The following is a 25293-nucleotide window of genomic DNA, read 5'->3' on the forward strand; positions in this document are numbered from 1 at the left end:
ACGGACATTTGTCCAAGACCGATGGCCCGCGGCCCGTCCATCATTTCCGGCATGAGTGAGTACGACGTCGAGCAGTCGCACGCGATGCACGTGGTCCACGACGGGCCGCGGCAGGCGCCGCCGCTGTTGCTCATCCACGGATCGGGGGCCTCGGGCGCTTCCTGGCGCCCGGTGGTCCCGGCACTGGCCGCCCACCATCACGTCATCCGGGTCGATCTCCCAGGCTGCGGCCAGTCCCCGCCACCGCCGTCATCCGACCTGCCCGACCAGGCTGGCCGGGTGGCGGCGGTGCTCGACGAACTCGGCCTCCGTCGCGTCGTCGTGGTGGGGCACTCCAGCGGTGGCTACGTGGCCACCGCCCTTGTCGAACAGCGCCCCGAGCTGGTCAGGTCGCTCGCGCTGATCAGTACCGGCCCGAGTCCTGGCGCGCTGCTCCGGCAGCCGCTCATCCTTCGGATTCTGTTGGCCCCACCGTTCGGCCCGCTCGTCTGGTCGAGGCGTTCCGACGCGATGATCCGCAGAGGGATCAGCGCGACGTGCGCCCGCCCGGTGGACATCCCGGACGACGCGGTCGCCGACCTGCGGGGCATCACGTACCGCACGGTCAGGGCGGTGCTGCGGCGCAACACCGCGTACCTCGCCGAACGCAACGTGCCCGAGCGTCTCGCCGACCTCAAGGTCCCATTGCTGGTGATCTTCGGCGCTGCCGACCCCCGCTGGGAGCCGTCGTCGGCGCACCAGTACGACGCGGTGCCGGCCGCGCGGGTCGAGATGCTGCCCGGTGTCGGGCACGTACCCATGTTCGAAGCGCCCGAGGCGATCAGCGAGCTGCTGTTGGGCTTCACGGCAACGGAACACTGACAGTCCGGCCTGTGGACCCCGAAACATAGACTGGCCACGTGTTGTCGACCGGGACACCGCTGGACTGGGCGTGGGTCGACGTCGCAGTTCCGCGCCCGTCGAATCGACTGCCGGGGGTCAGCATGGCGGGATTCCGCCACCGTGCCCCAGCACTGGTGGACATCGCCATGGTCGCGCATCCGTCGGTCACCCTGCTTTTCGACCTGAGCGAGGGAGAAGGCCTCGTCTGCGACACCCACGGCCGGCACGAGCGCGGCAGTGTCGTCGTCGGGCTCCTCCCCGGAGATCTTCGGGCGGCCGGCCGGAGGGGCGACTGCCTCCAGATCCGGTTGCAGCCGGTCGCGGCGGCCGCGGTGCTCGGCGCGTCGGCCGAGCTCAGCGGGACGATGGCCGCGCTGAAGGATGTCTGGGGCCGCGACGCCGGGCGGGTCGAGGACAGGTTGCGGGCCGCCGCGTCGTGGGACGAACTCACGCCCACCGCCGTGGCCGAGGCGCCGTGGCTCGCCATCGACGACGTTGCGTGGCCGGCTTCATCGCCGACCCGGAGCCCGGCGTTGGGTGGCGATCGCCTCCCCGGCTGAACCGCTGCTCGACCGCCGCCCCTGACCAGCGGTAAGAGTCTGTCAAGTCGCCCGGGTTAGGTTGGCTACCGGACAGGTGAGGGAGACAGCCATGAACACCACCGCTGACCGGATGGCGGCGGCGTATTTCGACGCCATCGAGTTCCTTTGTCGGGTGACCCCGAAGGGCTGGTACGCCGAACGGGGGACCGCCCGTGCGGCGGTGACCCGTGCCGACATCGCGACGTTGAACGTGGCCTGTGACACGTCACTCGAGCCGGATCTCGGGTCGCTCGGGGAGTTGGCGACCGAGGTGGGTAGGCAGGCCGCGTACTGGTCGATCATGGTTCGTGCCGGGGTGGGCGACGAGGTCGCCGGCCTCGCGGCCCGGCACGGATTGGTCCAACGTAGTGATCTGCCGTTTCTGGCCTGCGCCGGTGGCGACTTCGTGTTCCGGGCCGGCACCGCACCGCGGGATCTGGTGCGCCGGGTCGGCGCGGCCGAGAGCGACCGCTATACCGCGGTTCTCGCTCAGGGCTTCGAGGTTCCCGACGGGGCTTTCGGCTCGCTGATGGGCGGTGGCGTGCTCGACAGCGAACCCGTCACCGGCTATCTGGCCGAGGAGTCCGGCCGGCCCGCCGCCACCGGACTCGGGATCCGAACCCGTGACGTGGTGGGTGTGTTCAACATCGCCGTCGTTCCGTCCGCCCGGTGCCGTGGCCTGGGCCGGGCGGTCACCGAGGCAGTACTCCTCGACGGCGTCGCGTCCGGCGCGGACGCCGCCTACCTGCACGCCAGCGCGATGGGCCGGCCCCTCTACGAGTCGATGGGCTTCCGCCTGGTGGAGAACTGGACCGTGTTCACCGCGGGGTGACGGACGAGACCGTCGGGTCGAGGACGAGCCGGGCCGCCCGCTGCCGACCCGGCTGTCGAGGTGGTGGGCGGGGCGCCTGGACACCCGAACGGTTCTGTGTGACGCCCCTGACGCAGGCATGGAGGCGGCTTGTCCGGGCTCGGCCGCGGGCGGCCTGGACCGGTTCCCGCGCCGCTCCAGCAGGTTTCAGAGGTCGAACAGCGGGTTCAGAGGTCGAGCGCCGGACTTTTCTGAGCGCGCCGTGAAAATATGTGGGAGATACGAGTCATGAACTTCAGCGCGGACGTGCGTGCGGCCTTCCGGCGTGGTGAGAGCGATGTCGTGGTACGGATGAGCGAGGCCGAGATCGAGCGGGCCCGGGCGGCCGGCGACCCGGCGGGCGAGGTGGAGGCCCGGTACAGCCTGGCGCGGGTGGCCATCCGCGGGGGTGACCTGCCGGGCGGGGAGGCTCGGGCTCGGGAGGCGCTCGCGGTCGCGGTGCGTTCCGGTGACCGGAGCCTTGAGGAACGGCCGAGGCACGTACTGGCAGCCGTGGCCCGGATGTCCGGCGACCTGCTCCGTGCGCGGGAGCTGTACCTGGAGAGCATCGCCCTCAACGAGGCGCTCGGCCAGCCCAGGATGGTGAACTCGGAATATCACAACCTCGCCTTCTGTGAGCTGGGTCTGGGCAATCTCGACGTGGCGAGAGAGCTGTTCGCCGAGGGCCGTGAGCGGGTGTTCCGCAACGGCTGGGCCGACTTCGTGCCGTACGTCTGCGTGGCGGGCGCCGCGCTCGCCTCGGTCGAGGGCGATCACGCGCGGACAGCGCGGATGATCGGCGTCGCCGACGCCGCGTTCGCGTCGCTCGGCCAGGTACCGGATCCCGACGACGCGGCCGACCTGGCCAAGGCCCGCGCCGCCGCGACCGAGGCGCTCGGACCGGCCGCCTTCACCGAGGAGTACGCACGAGGTCAGCTCCTCGACCCGGCCGCGGCCTTCACCGACGACCGCGAGGAGTGAGGGGAGGTGGCGAAGTATTGATGGTGCTGACCTTGCGTCCATCTCTGCTGCGACCAACCCGCACAGCGTTTTTGGCGCGACATGAAGCGGCGGCGGTCCAGGTGTCTCGGCTGGCCGGCCGGGTAGGCGTGAGCTTCGTGCGGGGGTGGCCGGATGTCCTGTGCTCGGCCCGTCGCCGTGAGGGAGGGGATGTTCGACCGCTTATGCGGATAGGAGTGAGGTTTGCCCATGCTTACGGCCATTGCCACCGCAGTTGGTGAGCCGCTCGCGGTCACCGAACGCCGGGTACCCGAACCTGGACAGGGCGAGGTCCTAGTCAAGATCAGCGCGTGCGGGATCTGTTACACGGACCTGGACCTGCTCCAGGGCCACTGGCCCATCGCCCGCTTCCCGGTCGTCCCCGGTCACGAGATCACCGGCGTGGTGACCGCTACTGGCCCCGGCGTGTCGTGGCCGGAGGTCGGTGCGTCCGTGGGCGCCCAGTTCCTGGGCGACTCCTGCCGCCACTGCGACTACTGCGTGCGCGGCGAGCAGATCCTCTGCCCCCGTAAGCGCATCACGGGCATCGTGCTGGACGGCGGTTACGCCGAGTATGCGGTGCTGAAGGCCGACTTCGTGACCCCGCTGCCGGACGGACTCGACCCGGTCGCCGCGGCCCCGTTGATGTGCGCGGGCCTGACCGCCTTCAACAGCCTGCGGCAGGGCGGCATCACCGCCACCTCGCGCGTCGCGGTCATCGGCACCGGGGGCGTCGGGGCGCTGGCGACCCGCTACGCCGTTGCCATGGGAGCCCGGGTGGCCGTCATCGGCCGGTCGAACCGGGGCGAAGCGGCCGCGAGGAAGATGGGCGCCGAGCGCTTCATCGCCACCCAGGAGACCGACCCGGCCGAGGCGCTCAAGGCATGGGACGGCTGCGGTGCGAACCTCGTCCTCAACGCCACGCCGTCCACCTCGGCTGCCGCGGCGACGCTCCCCGGTCTGGCGCCCGACGGCTGGCTCGTGCTGTGCGGGTACGACCCCGAGCCGCTGACCCTGCCCACCCGGACGATGGTCCTCAACCGACTGCACGTCATGGTCAATCCGTCCGGCTCCCCGCACGACCTCCGCGACACCCTCGCGTTCTCGGCGGCACACGACATCCTGCCCGAGATCACCCCGATAGGGCTGCGCGACGCCAACACGGTGCTCGACAACATGGCCAAGGGCCATTCCGGCAAGCGGTCGGTCATCACCTTCGACTGAACGCCACCCGTGACCGCATGGCCGGACATCGACCGAGCCCGAGATCCCGCCACCATCTGACACTGTTGCCCCCTCGACCACACAGGCCCTTCCCAAGGTCAGGCCCGTGCCCGGGCGCCGGTCGGCGCCGTTCAGTGATACTGTTGACTGAGTCAATGAAATAACTGAGGTAGGCAATGTTATGTCACTTCTCCTGCTCCTGCTGTTCCTGCTCGGGCTCGGACTGGCCTCGGCGACTGGTCTGACGGTGGACAGTCGGGACGGGGCGGACTGGCGTCCGAGCCGCGGCGGACTCCGCCAGCCGCCGGGCCGCCGCTCGTTGTCCACGGGACGGTGACCTCCGTCCGTCGCATCCGAGTGTCCCCGGGCGAGGCGGCTGTCCTTCCCGTGAGCAGTTGCCCGCACATCGCGGTCGGCCGCAGGTCGGTCCGGCCGATATCGGCGTCGAGTTGCTGTGCGGCGCGAGGCGCCGGGCGCAGTCGCGGTGCCGGGGTACGACCTGGGCGAGGTGTCGCGCGTCCTGCTCCTCCCGACGGCTCCCGTCAGGCGTCCCGGCGCGCGAACAATGTCCAGGCGGCGGTCAGGACGATGGCGACGAAGGCCGTGAAGACGCCACCGGCCGCCCAGCGGCCGAACAGGTCGAAGTTGTCGGCGTCGGTGAGAGCGGCGGTTCCGCTGAGGTCGACCAGCCGCAGGCCGGCGGAGAACGGCAGGAACTTGATCATGGGCGCGAGCCAGTCGAGCGCGGGGACGAGCGACAGCCTGAAGATCATCTGTTCCACGACGAGGGGCGTCACGAGGATCGCCACCAGCGCCGCCGGCACGCTGCGGAACAACTGGGCCAGTGCGGCGCCCAGCACGGCCCACAGCACGACGAGCAGGACGTAGCCGGGCAGTGCCGCATCGAGAGGCTGCTCGGTCAGCCCCGGGAACTCACCCCAGAAGACGAGGCCGACGGCGACGTTGACGAGCATGGACGCGACCGTGACCGCCACCGCCGCGGCGGCCACGACCGCGAGCTTGGCGGTCAGGACCGTGGCTCGGCGCGGGATGGTGGTCAGCGTTGGCTGGATCGTGCCGTACCGGTACTCGTGACCGGTGGCGAGGATGCCGACGGCGGCCATGAACACCGCCAGCAGCGGCAGCGGCGAGGCGGTGCCTCCGCCGGTCACGGTAGCCCCGACGATGTCAGTGTCCAGCGGATTGTTCCGGGTGGCCAGATTGACCAGGAACGCCACCGCGGCGTTGAGGAACAGGGCCAGGCCGATGAGCCAGTACGTCGAGCGGATGGTACGGAGGCGTACCCATTCGAAGCGCAACGCGTCGATCATGAGGCACCGCCAGCCGTGCTGAGCTGACGGGCGACGTACTCCTCCGAGGAGCCGGTGGCGGAGATGAACGCCGTTTCCAGCGACGCGGTCAGGGTGGTCAACTCGTGCAGCGGGATGTTGTTGGCGAACGCGATCTCGCCCACGGCGGCCGCGTCGGCCCCGGACACCCGCAGCGCGCCGTCATCGGCGACCTCGACCTCGACGCCGTGGGTACCCTTCAGCGCCTGGGCGAGCCGGTCGGACCGGGGGCTGCGGATCTGGACGGTCGCCTGGGTGAACTGCCGCACGAACCCGTCCACGTCGCCGTTGTAGATCATTCTTCCGCGGCCGATCACCACCAGTTCGTCGGCCATCAGCTCCATCTCCGACAGCAGGTGACTGGAGACGAGGATGGTGCGCCCCTGCGCCGCAAGCGACTTCAATATGTCGCGCAGCCAGTGGATGCCGTGCGGGTCCAGCCCGTTGGCCGGCTCGTCGAGAATCAGCGTCTGCGGATCCCCCAACAGGGCCTGCGCCAGCCCCAGCCGCTGCGCCATGCCCAGCGAGAAGCTCCGCGGCTTCTTCCGGGCCACCTCCGCCAACCCGACGAACTCCAACACCTCGTCTGCCCGGGCCGCCGGGATCCCGCCGCCGGCGGCCAGCATCCGCAGATGGTTCCGGGCGGTGCGGGTCGGGTGGAACGCCCTGGCCTCCAGTACGGCACCGATCTGGCGCATCGGATGCCGGATCGTGCCGAACCGGCGTCCGTCGAACAGGGTCTCGCCGCCGCCGTGGTCGAGACCGAGCATCAGGCGCATGGTGGTGGACTTGCCGGCCCCGTTGGGACCGAGGAAACCCGTCACCATACCCGGAAGTACCTCGAACGAGAGATCATCGACGGCGACCTTCTCGCGGTACCGTTTATGCAGTCCTTGAGCTCTGATCATGTCCCGGACGCTACGAGGAACCGGTCTGCCGGACATCGGTCCGTCGTCAGGGCTGCCCCTGACTTTCGTCAAGGGTGCCGCCGGCACCAGCGTATGTATCGTGGCCTGGTGCGTTACGACCGGGCGGACCGGGCGTGGACACCGCTGCTGATCGTGTCGGCCGGGGCGTCGGTCTCGGAGGTCTTCAGCACCGGCGGCTGGCTGCCCCTGGTGGCAATCGTGCCGGCTTTCGTTGCCGGGCGGCGGATGGCCTCGCTCTCGGTCGCGCTGTGGGTTTTCACGGCGGCGGCGTTCGCCGGGCTCGCGGTGGCGCTGTGGCGCTCCACCAATCCGTTGTCGTACTGGCTCACGCTGGTCCTGGTGTTGTTCGTCGTCTCGGTGCTGCCGTGGTGGGTGGGCCGCTACCGGCGCCTGAGTGCCGAGCACAGCGAGCGCGAGCGCACGATCGTCGCGGGACAGGCCCGGCTGCGCGAGCGGACGACGATCGCCCGGGACATGCATGACTCGCTCGGACACGAACTGGCCCTGATCGCGCTGCACAGCGGTGCGCTGGAACTGGCCGGCGACCTCACCGACAAGCACCGTCACGCCGCCGGCGAACTGCGGGCGAGCGCGGTCCGGGCCACCGAACGGCTGCGCGACATCCTCCGGGTACTCGGCAGCGCCGATGCCGCCGCCGAGCTGCAACCCGCCGACGAGAGCGTCGACGATCTGGTCCGCCGCGCCGTCACGGCCGGCATGCGGGTGCGGCTTCGCCGTGACGGATCAGGCCCGACATGGTTGCCGATGAGCAGCCAGGCGGTGCACCGCGTGGTCCAGGAGTCGTTGACGAACGCCGCCCGACACGCACCCGGAGCGCAGGTCACCGTCACTATCGCCCGCCAGCACGCTGGCACCCGCATCGACGTCGTGAACGAGGCACCGGCGCGGCCGGGCGACGGTACCGGCAGCGGGCAGGGGCTGATCGGGCTGGACGAGCGGGTCCGGCTGGTCGGCGGCCGGCTCGAAGCCGGGCCTCGGCCGGACGGCGGCTGGGCCGTCACCGCGGTGCTGCCCGACGACGCCGGATCGCGGCTCGACGACGGTCCCGCCGGATTCGAACTGCAAGGCACGAGGCGGCTCACCCGCCGCCGGCAGATGCAGTCCGCCGCCCTTCCGCTCGGCGCCGCGCTCCTGCTCGTCGCGGCCCTCGCCATCCTGCAGATGTACACCGTCGCACGCGTCGGGCTCTCCGACGAGCTGTACCAACACCTGCGGCTCGGCCAGACGCGGGCACAGATCCAGCCGCGGTTGCCGCCACGCGAGATCGACCCGCTGCCGCGAATCCTGAACGAGCCGCCGAAACCGGCCGGCTCGACCTGCAGCTACTTCCAGGCCGGTGCCAGCCTGTTCAGCGACGCCGCCGGCGTCTACCGACTCTGTTTCAGCGACGAAGACGTACTCGTCGCCAAGGACCGGATGGAAAAGGTGTGATGGTGACCCCGATCCGGGTACTGCTGGCCGACGACGAGGCCATGATCCGCGCCGGTGTCCGGGCGATCCTGGACACCGACGACCGCATCGAGGTCGTTGCCGAGGCCGCCGACGGACGCCGAGCCGTCGAGCTGTGCCGCGCCCACCGTCCCGACATCGCGCTGCTGGACATCCGGATGCCGGTTCTCGACGGACTCGCCGCGGCCGACGCGATCGCCGCCACGGTACCGACCACCAGCATCGTGATGCTCACCACCTTCGGCGAGGAGGAGTACATCGCGCGGGCGCTCGGCGGTGGCGCCGCCGGGTTCCTACTCAAGGCCGCCGACCCGCGCGAACTGATCGCCGCGGTGCACGCCGTCAGCGACGGAGCCGCCTTCCTCTCGCCGGCCATCGCCCGGCAGGTCATCGGGACCTACCGCGACAGCCACCGCCGCCGGGCCGCCGATGCGGCACGGCGCGTCGGGTCGCTGACCGAGCGGGAACGCGAGGTACTCGCGCTGCTCGGCGCCGGACACTCCAACGGCCAGATCGCCCGCTCCCTGCACGTCGTCGAGGGAACCGTGAAGGCGCACGTCAGCTCGATCCTCATCAAGCTCGACGCGCAGAACCGGGTCCAGGCCGCCGTCCTCGCCCACCAGGCCGGCCTGTCGTGACCACGTTCCGCGCCTGGCCTGCGTCCCAGATGACATGGATCGTGCTGCCCGGTTTGCCGCGGTCGACCGGGTTCGGCATGACCGCTGCGTACACTGCCGCGCGCCTGGAACGGGTCCGTTTCATTCCGGAGGAACCTTTCCCTGGATGACCGGTGCAACTCGGTCGATACTTGTCGATGTGACCGATGCGCACGTGGCGTCCTCCGCCGGCAGGATCCGGCACCGTGCCGCTCGGGACCCCGCGCCGCACGAGGGTCAGCAGCACCCCCCCCGCCAACCATCATCCTGGAGAGGGCTTATGGACGCCCCTGACGTCGGTACCTTCGCCATCGACCCCACTGGTCGCGACATCCTCGGCGACGCGGAGCGCATCCGCCGAATCGGCTCGGTCGCCCGCGTCGAGATGCCTGGCGGCGTGCGGGCCTGGGCGGTGAGCGACCAAGGGCTGCTCAAGCGCCTGCTCGTCGACCCGCGCGTGTCCAAGGACGCCTACCAGCACTGGCCGGCATGGATCAACGGCGAGATCTCCTCAGACTGGCCACTGTTCCCGTGGGTGGCCGTCCGCAACATGCTCAGCGCCTATGGTCCCGATCACCGGCGGCTGCGCGGGCTGGTCGCCGGCGCCTTCACCGCACGCCGGATCGCCGCGCTGCGGCCGCGTGTCGAGGCGATCACCGGCGACCTGCTGACCGAGCTGGCCGACCTACCCCCGGATGGGCCGGTGGACCTGCGCGAACGCTATGCCTACCAGTTGCCGGTCACGGTGATCTGCGAGCTGTTCGGCATCAGTGACGACGCCACCCGCGAGGAGGTGTCCCGGTGCGTGGACGCGTTGTTCAACATCGGTAAGGCGCCCGAGGAGACCGTCGCCGCCTTCCCACGCCTGCAGCAGATCCTCCGGGAGCTGATCGCCGAGAAGCGCCAGCGACCCGGCGACGATCTCGCCTCGGCCCTGATCGCCGCCCGCGACGACAGGTCGTCGCTGTCCGAGGACGAACTGGTCGACACGCTGGGGCTGTTCGTGAGCGCTGGCCACGAGACCACCGTCAACCTGCTCGGCAACGCGGTTGTCGCGATGCTCACCCACCCCGACCAACTCGGCCTCGTCCGCAGCGGGCGGGTCAGCTGGGAGGAGGTGATCGAGGAAACGCTACGCAACCAGGCGCCGGTGCCGAACCTGCCGCTGCGCTTCGCCGTCGAGGACATCGACGTCGGTGACGGCGTCAGGCTACGCGCGGGCGAGGCCATCCTCGCCTGCTACGGGGCGGCCGGACGTGACCCGCTCGTACACGGCGGCGACGCCGACCGGTTCGACGTCACCCGCGCGGCCAAGGAGCATCTGGCCTTCGGCCACGGCGTGCATCATTGCCTCGGCGCGCCGCTGGCCAGGTTGGAGGCCGCGATCGCGCTCCCCGCGCTCTTCGAGCGTTTTCCGGATCTGACCCTGGCCGCCGAGCCGGGCGAGCTGCTTCCGCTGGAGTCCTTCGTCTCGAACGGGTACCGCACGCTGCCCGTCCGGCTCGCCCCCTGACCCCGGAGCCAACTCCAGAGTCTGCACAGGTGTCGGCCGGCAACCTTGCCGGGCAGGTCCGGGCGGGTCGCGGTACGTCGGCCGGTCCAGTTCGTGACGGCTTACTCGTCCAGCTCGTCGAGTGTGATCAGGCCGTCATGGAGGGCTCGGGTCACGAGTTCGCTCTTGGTACGGGCCGGCCGGCCGACATTGGCGTACTTGACCCGTACCCGCTCGATGTGCGTGTCCACGGTTTTCACGCTGATGTTCAGCCTGGCGGCGACGAGTTCCTTGGAGGAGGAGGCGAACCAGGCGCGCAACACCTCGGCCTCCCGACGGGAGATCCGGGGGCGGCCCGGATCATCGTCGGTTATCAGCACTCCGCCGAGCGAAGGCGCGGTGTACGGCTTGCCGTTCGCGGCCGCCTGGATGGCCGGTACCAGGTGCTCCTGGCCCTCGGTTTTGGTCAGGTACGCGAGCGCGCCGAGGTTCACGCACTTGAGCACCGTACGGCTGTCGGTGTGCTGGGAGTAGACGATGACCCGGCGACCGTGGTCGACAAGCCGGCTCAGCTCGCCGAAGGCGGGCGTCTTGGGCATCAGTTCCAGGTCGAGGATGACCACGTCGGCCTTTGCGCCCGGGCCCGTCCACACGTTTGCCAATCGGGCCTCCGCGTCGATCAGCTCGATCGGTGGCCGCGCCTGGCTGCACCAGAAGCGCACGCCTGCGGCGATCGCTACATGGTCGTCAACGATCACTGCCGTTATGGGCCCGCCCGCCATCGCACCTCCACCCACAGCTTCTCCTCGTTGCGAAACGTGTCGAGCCGTACCCCCGGCACCTCGGGCGGCGGCAGGTCGACCTGGCCGCAGTCGGCGACGACGCTGACCGACACCAGGTCGGGAGTGCCAATGACGGTGACCCGCGCCCACGACGCCGCCGTGGCCAGCATGGTGAGCGGGGCCTCGGTGAGGTCGCGACGGACCGGCAGCGGAAGGTCCGGGCATTGGCCTCGGGCGTCCAGCTCCACGAGTACGCCTTTGCGGTCCGCGACATCCGCGCAGTGCCGCAGCTCGTGCAAGAGCTGGTTCTGCGCGTTGTCGACCTCGGCGAACAACCGCCGCATCCGGGCCGACTCGATCGCGCAAGCGCGGCGGACCTGTCGGTCGAGGGGGTCGAGCCGTCCGCTGGACAGCCCTTCCAGCAACGGGATCGTGCTGTGGCCCAGGTCGGCCAGCCGCTGCTGCCGCCGTCGGTGTGATTCGACCGCTGCGGCCTCCGCGACCGATATCCGCTCGGTTTCCCATTTGGCGGCGGCCGCCGACGCGGCGATGTTCCGGAACGCGGCGGCAGCTATCGCCATGCACATCGGGTAGCCGATGACCCCGATCGACCCCGTGGCGAACCGCAGGAGCATGGCCCGATCGCCGTCGCTGGACAACAGGACGTTCACCAGCGCCACGCTCCAGTGGGCGCCGAGAAATCCGAGATGGACCCGCAGCGGTTGACTCAGCAGGATCACCAGGCCGACCCAGGTCGCCTCGCCGAAGATCCAGTCACCGGCCAAGGCCGCGTGGCCGTAGGGCAGCGCCGCGTACGACAGCGCTGAACAGAGCAGGACCACCGCCACGGCCGGCCATCGCCACGCCACCGGCCACAGTCGGCCACGGGCCACCAGCAGCGCCTCGACGGACAGTAGCCCGGCGAGCAAGGCGAACGCCCATATCTGCACCCACGCCGGCTCGTACCACGTCCAGTGCCGCAGAATGTTGGGCAGGCTCAGCAGCAGCAGACCGCTCGCTGCGACGGCCAGGACCCCGAACCGCAGCCGAGCGATCAGCTGGGCTCGGGTGGCTCGCTCGATCGCCTCCCGGGGATCGTCATCCACCGTGCCACTCCAGCCGCACCAGCGTGCCCTCGCCGAGCCGGGAGGTGACCGTCGCAGTACCGCCGATCGCGGCCAAGCGGCCGCTTATGCAGTCCCGCAGGCCTCGCCTGGTCGCAGGCACCTGTTCGGGGATGAAGCCCGCGCCATCGTCGGCGACATCCAGCCGCAACCGTGCCGGCCCTCCACTCAGCCGCACCGTGATCTCCTGTGCGCGGGCATGCCGGACGGCATTGTTCATCGCCTCGCGCGCCGCGTCAGCCAGCGCGCGGCCGACGCGGTAGGGCACCAGCAGGTCCGAGGGGGTCGAGAGGTGTACCGGCAGCCGGTTCACCGCCTCCACCTCCGCGCCGAGGAACTGCACCAGATCGGCGTGAGAACCCACCTGCTCGCCGTACGCACGCAACATCTCCAGGTCCCGCCGGGCCCGTGGCGCGAGCCACTCGTTCCCGGCCGGCACCTCACCGCCGCCCACCATCAACAGAGTCGTGGCAGCGGTGTCATGCAGCGCGTTGACCAGTTCCCGCTCGTCGGCCCGGACCGCGGCCGCGACCTGGTGCGCCCTGCGCGCGTTCTCCGCGTCCCGGGCCAGACGATCCGCGCTGCGGGCTCCCTGCTCCACGAGCAGCCACGCCACCCGGGACAGCGTCGCGATCGCCAGCACCCAGATCGCGGCGTGCACCACGTTCGCCGCCGCATCCGACCTCAGCACGACGGCAAGCAACGTCCCGGCAGCCACCGCGGTCGCCGCGATGCCGTACGCCAGCGGCGTATACCACTGATAGGTCACGCAGGCGAAGCTGACCAGCAGGCGTATCCAACCGATGTTCTCGTGCTCCGCCGCGTCCGTCCAGAAGATGCTCAGGCACACCAGGGCCATGACCGCGGCGTCCACCCCGGCTCCCCACAGGTCCGTCCGTCGGAGCAGCCACCACACGTACACTGCGCTCCACACCGCGGCGCCGCCGACCACCAGTGCTGTCGACGCCACGTGCTCGTCCGTGGCACGAAGCAGCCCGATGACGGCGACCGGCCCGAAGATCGCGACCCGGACAACGGCCGCGAAGCGCCGGCCGAACCGCGACAGGAGCACCAACGACTCCCGACCGTCGGTCGCCTTCACCACATCACCGAAGCCTGGAACCGTGCCCACCGCCCCTCAGCTTGAAGGCATGGCCGGCAGACACTCTAACGCCGCCAGCGGTACTGAGAACGAACATGTGTGGGGTGTTCACCTGACACAGCTCAGGTCCGTACGTCAATACCCTGATAGCCGTCATACGCCTCCCCGGCGGCGCTGCCGCCGGGCCGACTGCGCCGCCCGGACGGTGCTGTACCGGATGCGGAGGCGCTGGCTGGCACCGTGCGCCGGCTCACGGCGCCGACTCGACACGCGAGGACGAACCAGGCACGGCGACGCGGGGAGCGGCATGAGCACATTGCGCGTTGAGGCAACCGGTCTCGAATCGTTCGCCTCGCGCATCGGCGACCTCGGCCGGGATGTGTTTGCGGCCCGGTCCTACATCTACGGATACGCCGATTTCAGCTGGCAGGAAGAGGGACTGATCAGCCTCTTCCGCTCCGCCCACGAGAGCGCGAGCGACGACCTCGTCGATGCGCTGCGCCACCTGGAGGACCTGCTGAGCGAGTCGGCCTTCGAGCTGTTCTCCGCCGCGCACTACTACGTCAACACCGACATTGCCGCCGCCGCCGAACTGGACCGCGGCTACGCCGCGCCTGTGGCGTGGTACCAGCCGCCGGGTTGGCGCGAGACGGCCACGGTCCCGCACGGGCCGCTGTACGCCGGGAGCGACCCCACGCACCACCTGACCGACCCCGGTGAGCCGGAAGCCAGCGTCGGCAACGGGTACCTCGACCTGAACGCGGTCTTCGAACCTGTCAGTCCGGCATCCTGGCTGAACTGGCTGCTCCGCGAGACCCTCGGCTACGACGTCATCAGATCGCTGACCACACCGTTCACCGGTGACTGGCGAGCGCTGGCCCGCTACGGCCTCGCCCTGGACCGGTTGGGTGCGTGTCTGGCCGAGGTGGGCCGCAATATCCGGCACGCCACGGACGAGGTCGACCAGTACTGGACCGGCAACGCGGCGAGCGGCGCGACGGCGTACTTCGCCGAGGTGGCGGCTGCATGCCACCGAGCGCAGTCCGTGCTGCGCGAGGTGTCCGCGCAGTACCAGGAGGCCGCGCAGGGTGTGTGGCTGCTCGCCAACCAGGTTGCCGGGATCATCAGCGCGATCACCGACGCGGTGCTGGTCGGCGGACTCGGCGCCGGCCTGGGTGCGCTGACGAGTTGGACCGGGATCGGCGGCTGGGCCGGCGGCACGCTGGCCGCCTCACAGGTGCTGCGCATCCAGCAGTTGATCCAGAAGGCATCCGGCAAGATCCAGGCCGCCACCACCGCTCTGCAGGCCATCGCCGGAGCGGTGAAGGCCCTGACCGACCTGGACGCGCTCAAGTCGTTGAAGCTGCCCGCCCAACCGTACGACCACCCGAGGCAACCGTGACCGTCTACGACGAGCTGGTGACGATGACCGGGGGCGACCAGCAGGCCGCCCGAGTGCTGCTGGCGGGCTTACGCCAACTCCGGGACCGTGCGCCGGACCAGGAGATGCGGAGGTTCGCCCGAGAGGTCCTGGAGGGACAGGTCAGCCTACGCGAGGTTGCCCGGTCCGAGGCGTACGCGTGCGTACTGAGCCGGCACTTCGATCACCTGACCGATTGGCGCGATCATGTCCAGGACGTCGATCCGGCCAGCGAGGACCGTGAGCGTGGCGTCCGCCAGGACCAGCGCTGAGCCGGCGTCGTGCCCCAGAGCGTCGGCCTACCTCGGTGCCCGGAGATATCCGACGGCTCCGCGCCACTCACCCCCAGCGTCGTGCGAGGCCGTCGTACTCGGCCTGGGTCAGCGGGAGGACGGTGCCGTGGCGAGGCCGACCGGGCATCGTGTAGCCGGAGACCATGCTCCATTGGCCGGTCGCCAGGTCGGTCGTGGTGAACGGGATGTAGCCCCGGCCGCCGTACTCGTCGATGTAGAGGTACCACCGGTTTTCGGTGTTCGACTTGAACACGAGCGGCCCCTCGCCCTGGCTCAGCGAGCCCTGGCCGATGCACTCCCGGACGAACGAGTAGTTTCGGTTGAGGACCGTGGCGGACCGCTCGGCCAGGATGAACTTGCCGCACGCCGACTGGGAGGAGCTGCGCTCGTCCTTGGTGTAGCGGTAGTAGCTGCCGTTGTCCTTGATGAGCGTGGAGTCGATGGTGGAGTAGCCCTTGTCCACCCAGACCTGTGCGGGGCTGAAGGTGCGGAAGTCGCGGGTGGTCGCGTACATCATCCGGTTGTAGCTGCTGCCGGTGTGGTTCGGGTCGTCGGCGGCGTAGAGCTTCGAAGCCCAGAAGACCACGTACTGGCCGATGCTGTCGTCGTAGTAGGCCTCCGGCGCCCAGGTGTTGCCGGCGGTGTCGGGCGAGACCCGGACCAGCCGGGGGGCGCTCCAGGTCACCAGGTCGGTGGACTCCCAGACCACGATGGACTTGCTGCCGGTGCGCTGCGCGGCGTCCCAGTCGCCGCCGCCGTAGATGCGCAGGTCGGTCGCGATCTGGTAAAAGCGGTCGCCCTGCGGAGCGCGGATGATGAACGGGTCCCGCGCACCCCTGGTGCCGACGTTCGAGGTGAGGACCGGCTGTCCGCCGTTGAGCTGCCGCCACCGGACCGGGTCGTTGCCCTGGCTCAACCCGAAGTAGATCTGCTCGCCGTTGGCGCTACCCTCGCCGGTCATGTAGCTGAACAGGTAGCCGGCGTAGGTGGTGGGCGGGAGCGCGTCGGTGCGGACGAGTTGCCACTGCTGGTTTGCGCCGCCGGTGTCGGTGTACTGCGAGATCCGGCCGCCGTCCGTGGTCGACCAGTCCCACACCTCCAGAGCCTTGCCGCTGTTGCGGTTGACGAGCTTGACGTACCCGCTGTCGGTATCCACGACCCGGAACTGCTGGTTGGTACCGCCGTTGTCGGGCCACTGCACGACATCGGCGCCGTCGGCGGTGGAGGAGCCCGAGATGTCGACGAGGCTGCCGCTGTGCCGCGCACGCAGCTTGTGGTAGCCGCCGCCGGCATCGACGAACTGGAACTGCTGGTTGGTCTGACCGGTCCGGGCCCACTGCTGAACGGCCGCTCCGTCCGCGGTGGACCGGCCGGCGATCTCGACCGCCTTTCCGCTGTGCCGGGACACGATCTGGTAGTACGCCAACGGGTCGATCGTGGCGGCGCTGGCCTGCTGGCTGGGGACGAGCGCGGTGAGCCCGGCGACGAGTACCGTGCCGACCAGCGCGGCGCCGAGGCGACGGGGACGACGGCCCAGCCCGGCGGGCCGTTCAACGACGAACATGTTCAACTCCTGATCCGCTGCAACAGGTCCATGGAAAATCCCTGAGATCTCGTCGCGGTGCGACAGGTGACCGGTCGGGGTCCGGTCGCGCGCTACTCAGTGACGCCGTCGACCTGGAGGGTCTGCACCGATGCCGCGGGGAAGGCGACACTGACCCGTTTGCCGTCGACCCGGGTGTCCTGGCGTTCGGTGTACCGGTCACCGCCGGCCGGCACGGTGGACCAGCGCGGTACCAGGCCGCCGGAGCCACCGGTCACCTGGCCGAAGCCGGACATGTCGAAGGTGAGGGTCTGGGCGGCCCCCGGGTTGACGGCCACGATGACCAGCCGGCGAGCGCCGGGGTCATACCCGGCGACGGCGTGGTCCACGCCGGTGTCGATGATCCGCATGCCGGGGCGGATGTGCCGGGTGAACTGGGCGAGTACGTAGTACTTCGGCTGTACGGCGCCGGCACGCAGGGTGTTGAAGTCGTACTGGATGGCCGCCCAGCCCGCACTCGGGTCCATCACCTGCCAGTAGCACCACGCGGTCGGATGTAGCCAGCGCCAGTCCAGGCACAGGTTGCGCGCCATGGTGATACCGGTACCGTCGCTGTCGCCGGCCTCCGAGTTCCAGAGAATCTTCCCTGCGGCCCGTACGTCGCTGTACAGCAGATCGCGTCGACCACTGGCGCCCTGGTATCCGTGCACGTTGACCTGCCGTACCACCGCCCTGGTGCCGGCGTCGAAGCTGTTCCAGGTGTTACGGGCCAGGTCGTAGCTGGTTTCGTCGGACGCCGAGATGGCGACACCGGTCAGGCCCTGCCGGTCCAGTTCGGTGCGCAGGTTGGCCAGCACACTGCGCTGCGTGGTGGCGTCGATGTGGCATCCTTCCTGCGTGCCGTCGGCCCGCCACCAGTTCGACGACGGTTCGTTGAAGGGATCCACGGTGCGGAAGGTGACGCCCCAGCGGTCGCGGGCGTAGCGTGCGGTCACCGCCAGGTGCAGGGCGTGTTGACGGTGGTTCCACGACTGGAGGTTGAGACCGCCGTTCGCGGCGCCGGACGGGTTGTGGTTGAGGCACATCCACCACATGGGGGAGTTCGCGAACAGCTCGGCGATCGCCCCTCGCTGGACCGCCTTGGCCAGCGCGGCGCGTTGCTTGGCGTCGACGTTCCAGTTCCACGCCGACGACGCCGGGTCCTCGTTGTGCCAGTCCTGCCAGAAGCCCTCGATCTGCTTGAAGCGGGGGATGTTGGGGGAGGCCACCATCGTCTCGCCGTCGACGCTGTTCCAACTGCAGGCGCCCAGGTTGTAGCGGGCGATGTTCAGGCCGAGACCGGGGAGCGTGGCGCCGTTGTACGCCACGGACCTGGTGGTGAAGAAGATGTCCGCGAAGTCGTCCCGGTCGCCGAACACGTTGGCCCACCAGGCCAGCGACGTGCCCCAGCCCTCCCACCCGCCGTAGTCGGCGCGAGGATCGATCGTGATCGTGACGTCGGCGCGGGCTGGGCCTCCGGCGATCGCGCCACCTAACGCTCCGGCGCCCGCTGCGACGAGCAGCGTCCTGCGCTTGGTCATGGGTCCTCCAGCAGGCTGTGGGACACCGCCAGGTGCCGGGACGGGAACGCGGCGAGCCCGTCAGCACCGGCCCGGGTCGGCTGCAGATCACGCCGAATTGCTGTGAGCGTTCACATTCGCCTGGCCCGTCAGGGGCGGTTTGTTTCGGGCTTGTGCTGAAGTGTTGACGCTCGTAACTGCGATGTCAAGGTTGGCGACGGTGCGCCTCCGGTCGGTCGGGGAGGGCGGCCTGGGATCGTGAACGGTTCCGGTGTGCCCGCCTCGGCGTCGGCCTGGAGTGCCCGGCCGGGTGGCGGAGGGGCAGCGTTTGTCCTGGCTGATCCGTCGGCGAGCACTTGACGGGCATACGCGCCATGTTTACATTCGTCTATGTAAGTGTATTGACTGAACTTGTGGCGGATGTCCTGTAGGCCGGACCGGGGGCGGCGTGGACCTCGGGGCGGGCTCGGGGTGCGCGGCGAGCGGGGCGGCCTCACCTGGAGGGTCGCCGCATCTGTTAGCGCTCACAGTTGCGGTCGGCGGGCTGACGCCGCGCAAGGGACGATGCTGTTCTCGTCAACACCGGCCGTCCTCCTCGGTAGACGGTGCAACATCGAACGTCAGAGCATCACCCGGTACGAGGCCACTCAACATCCATCGGTGCGCGTTCCTGTGCACCCCTTACCTGGACGGTCCAATGAAACGTATCAACCACCACCCCCCGACCGGCCTGTCCCACGTCCGGTCAGCTCCGCGTCTCGTGCTCGCCACGGCAACCGCCATCACCGTCGTGGCTGCCGGCATCGCCGCCCCGACCGGCGCGCACGCCACAACCGGCCCGCTCCCCGCCCGAGCCGCCTCCGCACCCGCCGACGCCCATGCGACGACGGAGAAGCTGAACCGCGGAGCGATCGCGATCCGCTCCGACAGGGGCAACTTCGTGTCCTGGCGGTTACTGCGTACCGATCCGCCCGGCACCGCCTTCAACGTCTACCGGGACGCAGTCAGAATCAACCCCACGCCGATCACCACGGCCACCAGCTACCTGGACGCCGGCGCGCCCGCGGACGCGACCTACTCCGTCCGCCCGGTCACCGCAGGTGTGGAGATGCGCTCCGCCGCCGAGCCCGAGGTCGTACCGTTCGCCACCTCACGTGACGTGCCCTTGCAGATCCCGCCCGGCGGCTCGACGCCCAGCGGTGAGTCGTACAGCTACTCGGCCAACGACGCCAGCGTCGGGGACCTGGACGGCGACGGCGAGTACGAGATCGTGCTCAAGTGGGACCCGTCCAACGCCAAGGACAACTCACAGTCGGGCTACACCGGCAACGTCTACCTCGACGCCTACAAGCTCAACGGCACCCGGCTGTGGCGGATAGATCTCGGCCGCAACATCCGGGCCGGTGCCCACTACACCCAGTTCCAGGTCTTCGACTACGACGGCGACGGCCGCGCGGAAGTGGCGATGAAGACCGCCGACGGCACCCGCTCCGGCACCGGGCAGGTGATCGGCAACGCCAACGCCGACCATCGCAACTCCAGCGGCTACATCCTCGCCGGCCCGGAGTTCCTGACAATGTTCAACGGCCAGACCGGCGCCGTGCTCTCCACCGTGAACTACGAGCCGGCGCGCGGCAACGTCTCCTCCTGGGGAGACAACTACGGCAACCGGGTCGACCGGTTCCTGGCCGGCACCGCGTACGTCGACGGGCAGCGACCGTCGCTGATCATGGCGCGGGGCTACTACACCCGGGCCGTGATCGTCGCGTGGGATTTCCGCAACGGCAGTCTGACCCGGCGCTGGACCTACGACTCCGGCAGCGGCGGTGCGTACGGGCAGGGCAACCACAACCTGTCCATCGCCGACGTCGACTCCGACGGCCGTGACGAGATCGTCTACGGGGCGGCCACCATCAACGACAACGGCACCCTGATGTACTCCACCGGCTTCGGGCACGGCGACGCGATGCACGTCGGCGACCTGATCCCCAGCCGGGCCGGCCTTGAGGTGTTCACCATCCACGAGTCCGGCAACCAGCCGGCTGCCGACGTGCACGCCGGCAGCAACGGCCAGGTCATCTGGCAGCGGCCGAACAACGGGGGAGCGGAGGGTCCCGGCCGAGGCGTGGCCGCCGACATCTACGCGGGCAGCCCCGGCGCGGAGTTCTGGGGCTCCGGCACCCAGATGGGCAACCTGTACAACAGCTCCGGTGCCTCGATCGGCCGCAACCCTTCCTCGGCGAACTTCGTCATCTGGTGGGACGGCGACGCGCAGCGGGAGTTGCTCGACGGTACCCACATCGACAAGTACGGGACCGGCGGCGACACCAGGCTGCTCACCGGATCCGGGGTCGCCTCGAACAACGGCACCAAGTCCACCCCGGCACTCTCCGCCGACATCCTCGGTGACTGGCGCGAGGAGGTCATCTGGCGTACGTCGAACAACTCGGCGCTGCGCATCTACTCCACCACCGACTCCACCAGCATCGCCCGGCCCGCCCTGATGCAGGACCGGCAGTACCGGGTCGCCGTCGCCTGGCAGAACACCGCCTACAACCAGCCGCCGCACCCCAGCTTCGCCATCGGGTAGCGCACCCTCGGCGGGATTGCGCCGAATGCAGACCCATCGGGTACGTGCACAGCCAGGTGCAGTCGAGGCGGTCAGGTTCACCAACCCTGACCGTCCTCGGCTTCCCGGGAACGCTGGACGACGACGGATCGGAGCGTCTCGACGGGCAGCGGTCGCTCGACCGGCCCCGACGAGCAGGTGGTTTCCGGTCGCGTTGTCACGAATCGCCTCCGCCTGCCGTTCATCCGGTGTCGAACGACCGAGGGAGAACGTTCACGACGACGACACCGCACATCGCGGTCCCGGGCGGCGGCTCTACACCGGCGTGATGGCCGCCAAGCTGCTGCCGCGCACACCGGTGCGACCGTCACGGTGGTCGACAACCGCGACCGACCTGGGCGCCGTCCCCGGCGCGGCCGGGCACACCGTCGCGGTCGCCGTCGCCGAGCAACTGCGCGATATCGCCGGGTGGTTGCGGTCCGCCGCCACAAGGCTCCGATATAGCTGGAGTATCGGGCCACGCCGGAGGGTGTCGGTGGGCCGGCGCCGATCCCGACCGGCACCTCCGACACCCGGTGAGGACGACGGCATGCTTCCCATCACCCGTGCCGCCGGCCGGACGCCGCTGGCGTCCCTGCTGAGCTACGTCCGTCCGCACGCCCGTGGACTACTCGGCGGAGCGCTCCTGATGTTCCTCGGCGGACTGGCCAATCTCGCCCAGCCGATGGTGGTCAAGAGCCTGATTGACGCGCTGACCGGCGGCACCCCGTACCACCAGCCGATGCTGCTGCTGGTGTCGCTGCTGGTACTCAGCGTGATCGTCGGGGTCTGGGGCATGTACCTCGTGGAATTGACCGCCGAGAGCGTCGTGTTGACCGCGAGGCAGCGGCTTGTCACCCGGTTGCTGCGCCTGCGCGTCGCGGTCGTGGACGGCGCCGAGCCCGGGGACCTGCTGTCGCGGGCGACGGGAGACACCACGCAACTGCGGGCGGCGGCCACCAGCAACGTCATCGACCTGGTGGCGGGGACCTTCCAGATCGCGGGCGCGGTGCTCCTGATGGCGCGGCTCGACGCGGTTCTGCTCGCGGTGGTACTCGTTGTGCTGCTGATGCTCGCCGCCGTGACGCTGGCCCTGGTACCGCGGATCCGCAGCGCCGGGGAACAGGCGCAGGAGGCGGTCGGCGGTATGGGAGCGGTTCTCGAGCGTACGCTGGGCGCCTTTCGGACGGTCAAGGCCAACGGCGCCGAGGAGCGGCAGGCCGCCGCGGTGCATGACGCGGCCCGGCAGGCGTGGCGACGCGGGCGGCAGGCGGCGCGGTGGGTCTCGCTGGCCGGCATCGCCACCGGCCTCGCGGTCCAGGTCGCCTTCATCGTGGTGCTGGGCGTGGGTGGGGCGCGGGTCGCCGCCGGCGGTCTCGCCGTGTCATCTCTGGTGGCCTTCCTGCTGTACCTCTTCTACCTCGGCGGCCCGGTGACCCAGCTGGTGGGCGGCTTCACCGGGCTACAGGCGGGCCTGGCCGCGGTCCGGCGGATCGACGGGATCGCCGAACTCGCCGCCGAGGACCTGGACCGGCCCGTGGACGCCCTGCCGGGCCGCACCGCGGCGCCCGTGACGGTGACGTTCCGGGACGTGTCGCTGCGACATCGGCCCGGCGGCCCGACGATCCTGGAGCACGTCGACCTGCGGCTGCCGGCGACCGGCCTCACCGCCATCGTGGGGCCCTCCGGTGCCGGGAAGACGACCCTGCTGGCGCTGATCGAGCGCTTCTACGACCCCACCACCGGCCATGTCGAGATCGACGGCCGCGACGTACGGGATTGGCCCCTGGCCGACCTGCGCGCCCGGATCGGCTACGTCGAGCAGGACGCTCCGGTCCTGTCCGGAACGCTGCGGGACAACGTGACGATGGGCTCGGCACACGTGCCGGAGCCCTGGCTGGCGGAGGTGCTCGAACGGACCCGCCTCGTCCCGCTCCTACAGCGGCTACCGGACGGCCTCGGCACAGAGGTCGGTCATCGCGGTGCGTCGCTGTCCGGCGGGGAGCGGCAACGCATCGCGATCGCCCGCGCCCTGCTGCGCCGACCGGGGCTGCTGCTGCTCGACGAGCCGACCTCGCAGCTCGACGCCATGAACGAACGTGCGCTCGGTGAGATTGTCGCCGCCGTATCCCGGACCACCACGGTGGTGATGGTGGCGCACCGGCTGTCCACGGTGACCCGGGCCGACCGCATCGTCGTGCTGGACGCGGGCCGGATTCGTGCGGTAGGCACGCACGCCGACCTCGTGGACGACTGCGAGCTCTACCGCGGGCTGGCGGCGACCCAGTTGCTTACCGGAGCCGGTGCGCAGGTGCGGAAACAAAGCTCCGATATCGCGGCGGTATAGATCCACCTCGGATAGTGCTCGCACGACGGGCTCAGGACGCCGGAGCCCGACTGACACCGAGGAGGTACATCGAGATGGTGCAGAAGAAGGCCTACCAGCGGCCCACCCTGTCGAAGGAAGGCAGCTTCGCCCGCAAGACGGCCGGCAGCCTTTTCACCAGCTGCCGGGAGTCGTTCGTCACCCAGAAGCCGCGGTCGATCTGCAGCTGACGGCACGAGCCCACCGTACCGAGACAGAGGGGTAGTGCCCATGGTGGCCGTTCCGGACATGGCATCCGGGATCTCGTGGTTCGTGGCCGTCCCGGACACCGACGCCGGTCGCGCGCTCGTCGAGCCGCTCCGGCAGCGGGCCACGCGGCTGCGGATGCTCACCCATGCCTCCGGGCGCCCATGGATGCTCGGCCGGTGGACGGACGACGAGGTGGCGGTGGCCGAGTTGGGCGACCGCCGCCTCGTCGCGCTGGGCGAACACCGCCTCTCAGCGGATGACCTCGAACGACGCGCTGCGGGCGCCCGCGACGCCGGGCAGATGTGCGCCGCCCTGCAGGGCCTGCCCGGAAGCTTCCACGCGCTCGCCGCGACCCCGGCGGGGACGGCGCTGCACGGCAGCCTGTCGGGATACCGCCGGGTCTATTTCATCTCGGTGGGGGAGCAGACCGCCGCTGGCGACCGGGCCGACGTACTGGCCGGGCTGGGCGGCGCACAGGTCGACGACGAAGCGCTCGCCCTGCGGATGCTTGCCCCGTACGCCCCCTGGCCGATCTTCTGGCAGCCGGTCTGGCGCGGGGTGCATGCCGTACCTCCGGACGGCCGGCTGCTTCTGGACCGCGCCGCGGCACCGCGCACCGTGACCCGGTGGCGCGCTCCCGAACCCGTGCTCGATCTGGCCACCGCCGCCGACCGGCTGCGTCGGGCGTTGTCTGACGCCGTCGCCGTGCGCGCGGGCGCGAACGACGTGATAGCGAGCGACCTGAGCGGCATGGATTCGACGTCGCTGTGCGCGCTGGCCGTCCGCGGCCGCAGCCGGGTGGTAGGGCTGACGTGCGTGAGTCCCGACCCGCTCGACGACGACCTGCCGTGGGCCCGCCGGGCCGCCGCCGAACTCGGCTCTGTGATCCACGAAGTGGTGGACGGCGAGGCGAACCCCCTACCGTACGACGGCATCCTCCGGGCGGAGGACCGCTTCGACGAGCCGACCGCCGCCGTGCTGTACCGAGCGAGCTTCCTCGCCGTGTCCCGCCGGGCTGCCGCGCACGGCGCTCGTACCCGTCTCACCGGGTTCGGTGGTGACGAACTGCTCACCGCCGACCCCATGATGCAACTGACCCTGCTGACAACGCATCCCTGGCAGGCTCTTCGTCACCTGCGACTGCTGCGCGCGGCATACCGGTGGGGACGCCGGGACACGCTGCGTGCGGTCGTGGACCGGCGCTCGTACGGCCGCTGGATGGCGTCGCTCGGCGAAGACCTTGACGGTGCCGAGATCGCGCGGGTGCGTCCGCTCCTCGGCTGGGGCGCACCGGCCACGACAGCGCCGTGGCTCACGGCGGATGCCAGGGCGGGGCTGGGCGAGGCACTGCGCGCGCGGGCGACCGCGGCGGTGCCGCTCTCCGGCGACCGCGGGCTGCACGGTCGGCTCGCGGGGGTGTACGCCGGTGCGGCAAACGCCCGGCACCTCGCCCAGTCGACGCGCCGGGTCGGGGTGAGCGTGGCTCTGCCGTACCTCGACGACCAGGTCCTCGAGGCGTGCCTGACGGCGCACCCCGCCCACATCACCTCACCCCGCGACTACAAGCCCCTGATCCGCGCCGCTATGCAGGGCGTGGTGCCGCAGGCGCTGCTCGCGCGCGACACCAAGGCCGACACCTCGATCGCCGCTATCCGTGGCGCCCTCCGGTACCGCGACGACCTGCTCGCACTCGCCGACGATTCGCGGCTGGCCGGACACGGCCTCGTGGACGTCGCCGCACTGCGCGCGGCCCTCCGCAACCCGGACGACCGCACCTGGTACGACCTCGACCAGACGCTGGCCTGCGAGACCTGGCTGCGCACCGTGGAACCCGCACCCGCTATCCGATGAGGGA

The 25293-nt window shown here is 70.2% G+C and carries 21 protein-coding genes; 14 read left to right on the forward strand and 7 right to left on the reverse strand.

What is annotated here, in order from left to right:
• The first annotated feature begins 51 nt into the window (after positions 1-51).
• The 5 genes from R6Y94_RS10985 to R6Y94_RS11005 all read left to right on the forward strand — a co-directional run bounded on the left by R6Y94_RS10985 (position 52) and on the right by R6Y94_RS11005 (position 4536).
• On the forward strand, positions 52-861 hold the full coding sequence (locus R6Y94_RS10985) for an alpha/beta hydrolase (protein WP_318395710.1): 810 nt from the start codon (positions 52-54) through the stop codon (positions 859-861).
• A gap of 122 nt (positions 862-983) precedes the next feature.
• Positions 984-1442, forward strand: coding sequence for a hypothetical protein (locus tag R6Y94_RS10990; protein WP_318395711.1), 459 nt, complete (start codon positions 984-986; stop codon positions 1440-1442).
• A 91-nt stretch (positions 1443-1533) separates the two neighbouring features.
• Positions 1534-2295 carry a GNAT family N-acetyltransferase gene (locus tag R6Y94_RS10995; RefSeq protein WP_318395712.1) on the forward strand — a complete coding sequence of 254 codons (762 nt, stop codon included), beginning with the start codon at positions 1534-1536 and terminating at the stop codon, positions 2293-2295.
• Between the two features lie 267 nt (positions 2296-2562).
• The gene (locus tag R6Y94_RS11000; RefSeq protein ID WP_318395713.1) at positions 2563-3294 is read left to right on the forward strand and encodes a tetratricopeptide repeat protein; all 732 of its coding nucleotides are present in this window, start codon (positions 2563-2565) and stop codon (positions 3292-3294) included.
• 228 nt (positions 3295-3522) lie between these two features.
• A complete protein-coding gene (locus R6Y94_RS11005; RefSeq protein ID WP_318395714.1) occupies positions 3523-4536 on the forward strand; it encodes an alcohol dehydrogenase catalytic domain-containing protein in 1014 nt (337 codons plus the stop codon).
• Between the two features lie 542 nt (positions 4537-5078).
• On the opposite strand, the gene R6Y94_RS11010 is transcribed toward R6Y94_RS11005, so the two are convergent.
• Together R6Y94_RS11010 and R6Y94_RS11015 are read right to left on the reverse strand one after the other, a co-directional pair.
• Entirely contained in the window at positions 5079-5867 is a 789-nt protein-coding gene (locus tag R6Y94_RS11010; RefSeq protein ID WP_318395715.1) for an ABC transporter permease, read from the reverse strand.
• The gene (locus R6Y94_RS11015; RefSeq protein ID WP_318395716.1) at positions 5864-6793 is read right to left on the reverse strand and encodes an ATP-binding cassette domain-containing protein; all 930 of its coding nucleotides are present in this window, start codon (positions 6791-6793) and stop codon (positions 5864-5866) included. The genes R6Y94_RS11010 and R6Y94_RS11015 overlap by 4 nt, the downstream gene beginning before the upstream one ends.
• 108 nt (positions 6794-6901) lie before the next feature.
• Between R6Y94_RS11015 and R6Y94_RS11020 the strand changes: the two genes are divergently transcribed.
• From R6Y94_RS11020 to R6Y94_RS11030, 3 genes are all read left to right on the forward strand, one after another.
• A complete protein-coding gene (locus tag R6Y94_RS11020; RefSeq protein WP_318395717.1) occupies positions 6902-8266 on the forward strand; it encodes a sensor histidine kinase in 1365 nt (454 codons plus the stop codon).
• Positions 8266-8922 (forward strand): response regulator transcription factor, encoded by a 657-nt coding sequence (locus tag R6Y94_RS11025; protein WP_318395718.1) that lies wholly within the window; start codon positions 8266-8268, stop codon positions 8920-8922. Before R6Y94_RS11020 ends, R6Y94_RS11025 begins: the two co-directional genes overlap by 1 nt.
• 298 nt (positions 8923-9220) lie before the next feature.
• Positions 9221-10453, forward strand: coding sequence for a cytochrome P450 (locus tag R6Y94_RS11030; RefSeq protein WP_318395719.1), 1233 nt, complete (start codon positions 9221-9223; stop codon positions 10451-10453).
• Positions 10454-10554: 101 nt separating this feature from the next.
• On the opposite strand, the gene R6Y94_RS11035 is transcribed toward R6Y94_RS11030, so the two are convergent.
• The 3 genes from R6Y94_RS11035 to R6Y94_RS11045 are packed head-to-tail and all read right to left on the reverse strand — an operon-like array spanning position 10555 to position 13470.
• The gene (locus R6Y94_RS11035; RefSeq protein WP_318395720.1) at positions 10555-11190 is read right to left on the reverse strand and encodes a response regulator transcription factor; all 636 of its coding nucleotides are present in this window, start codon (positions 11188-11190) and stop codon (positions 10555-10557) included.
• Between the two features lie 5 nt (positions 11191-11195).
• Positions 11196-12320: a hypothetical protein gene (locus tag R6Y94_RS11040; protein WP_318395721.1), complete on the reverse strand. Its 1125-nt coding sequence runs from the start codon at positions 12318-12320 to the stop codon at positions 11196-11198.
• On the reverse strand, positions 12313-13470 hold the full coding sequence (locus tag R6Y94_RS11045) for a sensor histidine kinase (RefSeq protein WP_318395722.1): 1158 nt from the start codon (positions 13468-13470) through the stop codon (positions 12313-12315). Before R6Y94_RS11045 ends, R6Y94_RS11040 begins: the two co-directional genes overlap by 8 nt.
• A gap of 277 nt (positions 13471-13747) precedes the next feature.
• Here R6Y94_RS11045 and R6Y94_RS11050 point away from each other — a divergent pair, with 277 nt between their 5' ends.
• Both R6Y94_RS11050 and R6Y94_RS11055 read left to right on the forward strand, forming a co-directional pair.
• A complete protein-coding gene (locus R6Y94_RS11050) occupies positions 13748-14842 on the forward strand; it encodes a type VII secretion target (RefSeq protein ID WP_318395723.1) in 1095 nt (364 codons plus the stop codon).
• Positions 14839-15132: a hypothetical protein gene (locus R6Y94_RS11055; protein WP_318395724.1), complete on the forward strand. Its 294-nt coding sequence runs from the start codon at positions 14839-14841 to the stop codon at positions 15130-15132. The genes R6Y94_RS11050 and R6Y94_RS11055 overlap by 4 nt, the downstream gene beginning before the upstream one ends.
• Before the next feature lie 67 nt (positions 15133-15199).
• Here the strand turns inward: R6Y94_RS11055 and R6Y94_RS11060 are convergent, their stop codons facing one another.
• Both R6Y94_RS11060 and R6Y94_RS11065 read right to left on the reverse strand, forming a co-directional pair.
• A complete protein-coding gene (locus tag R6Y94_RS11060) occupies positions 15200-16717 on the reverse strand; it encodes an RICIN domain-containing protein (protein WP_318395725.1) in 1518 nt (505 codons plus the stop codon).
• Between the two features lie 92 nt (positions 16718-16809).
• A complete protein-coding gene (locus tag R6Y94_RS11065) occupies positions 16810-18276 on the reverse strand; it encodes a glycoside hydrolase (RefSeq protein WP_318395726.1) in 1467 nt (488 codons plus the stop codon).
• Between the two features lie 676 nt (positions 18277-18952).
• On the opposite strand from R6Y94_RS11065, the gene R6Y94_RS11070 reads away from it, so the two are divergent.
• From R6Y94_RS11070 to R6Y94_RS11085, 4 genes are all read left to right on the forward strand, one after another.
• A complete protein-coding gene (locus R6Y94_RS11070) occupies positions 18953-20845 on the forward strand; it encodes a rhamnogalacturonan lyase (protein ID WP_318395727.1) in 1893 nt (630 codons plus the stop codon).
• A gap of 307 nt (positions 20846-21152) precedes the next feature.
• Complete coding sequence (locus R6Y94_RS11075; protein WP_318395728.1) at positions 21153-23210, forward strand: ABC transporter ATP-binding protein; 2058 nt, start codon at positions 21153-21155, stop codon at positions 23208-23210.
• Between the two features lie 74 nt (positions 23211-23284).
• Complete coding sequence (locus tag R6Y94_RS11080; RefSeq protein ID WP_318395729.1) at positions 23285-23419, forward strand: keywimysin-related RiPP; 135 nt, start codon at positions 23285-23287, stop codon at positions 23417-23419.
• A 58-nt stretch (positions 23420-23477) separates the two neighbouring features.
• Positions 23478-25289: an asparagine synthase-related protein gene (locus tag R6Y94_RS11085; RefSeq protein WP_318395730.1), complete on the forward strand. Its 1812-nt coding sequence runs from the start codon at positions 23478-23480 to the stop codon at positions 25287-25289.
• Positions 25290-25293 lie beyond the last annotated feature (4 nt).

It is taken from the genome of Plantactinospora sp. KLBMP9567, from assembly GCF_033446045.1.
In the GTDB taxonomy this organism is placed as follows: domain Bacteria; phylum Actinomycetota; class Actinomycetes; order Mycobacteriales; family Micromonosporaceae; genus Plantactinospora.

Excerpts from the sequence above, each read along its gene's own strand:
- R6Y94_RS10985 (WP_318395710.1), top strand. The coding sequence starts at position 52 with ATGAGTGAGTACGACGTCGAGCAGTCGCACGCGATGCACGTGGTCCAC.
- R6Y94_RS10990 (WP_318395711.1), top strand. The coding sequence starts at position 984 with ATGGCGGGATTCCGCCACCGTGCCCCAGCACTGGTGGACATCGCCATG.
- R6Y94_RS10995 (WP_318395712.1), top strand. The coding sequence starts at position 1,534 with ATGAACACCACCGCTGACCGGATGGCGGCGGCGTATTTCGACGCCATC.
- R6Y94_RS11000 (WP_318395713.1), top strand. The coding sequence starts at position 2,563 with ATGAACTTCAGCGCGGACGTGCGTGCGGCCTTCCGGCGTGGTGAGAGC.
- R6Y94_RS11005 (WP_318395714.1), top strand. The coding sequence starts at position 3,523 with ATGCTTACGGCCATTGCCACCGCAGTTGGTGAGCCGCTCGCGGTCACC.
- R6Y94_RS11010 (WP_318395715.1), bottom strand. The coding sequence starts at position 5,867 with ATGATCGACGCGTTGCGCTTCGAATGGGTACGCCTCCGTACCATCCGC.
- R6Y94_RS11015 (WP_318395716.1), bottom strand. The coding sequence starts at position 6,793 with ATGATCAGAGCTCAAGGACTGCATAAACGGTACCGCGAGAAGGTCGCC.
- R6Y94_RS11025 (WP_318395718.1), top strand. The coding sequence starts at position 8,266 with ATGGTGACCCCGATCCGGGTACTGCTGGCCGACGACGAGGCCATGATC.
- R6Y94_RS11030 (WP_318395719.1), top strand. The coding sequence starts at position 9,221 with ATGGACGCCCCTGACGTCGGTACCTTCGCCATCGACCCCACTGGTCGC.
- R6Y94_RS11050 (WP_318395723.1), top strand. The coding sequence starts at position 13,748 with ATGAGCACATTGCGCGTTGAGGCAACCGGTCTCGAATCGTTCGCCTCG.
- R6Y94_RS11060 (WP_318395725.1), bottom strand. The coding sequence starts at position 16,717 with ATGTTCGTCGTTGAACGGCCCGCCGGGCTGGGCCGTCGTCCCCGTCGC.
- R6Y94_RS11065 (WP_318395726.1), bottom strand. The coding sequence starts at position 18,276 with ATGACCAAGCGCAGGACGCTGCTCGTCGCAGCGGGCGCCGGAGCGTTA.
- R6Y94_RS11070 (WP_318395727.1), top strand. The coding sequence starts at position 18,953 with ATGAAACGTATCAACCACCACCCCCCGACCGGCCTGTCCCACGTCCGG.
- R6Y94_RS11075 (WP_318395728.1), top strand. The coding sequence starts at position 21,153 with ATGGCCGCCAAGCTGCTGCCGCGCACACCGGTGCGACCGTCACGGTGG.
- R6Y94_RS11080 (WP_318395729.1), top strand. The coding sequence starts at position 23,285 with ATGGTGCAGAAGAAGGCCTACCAGCGGCCCACCCTGTCGAAGGAAGGC.
- R6Y94_RS11085 (WP_318395730.1), top strand. The coding sequence starts at position 23,478 with ATGGCATCCGGGATCTCGTGGTTCGTGGCCGTCCCGGACACCGACGCC.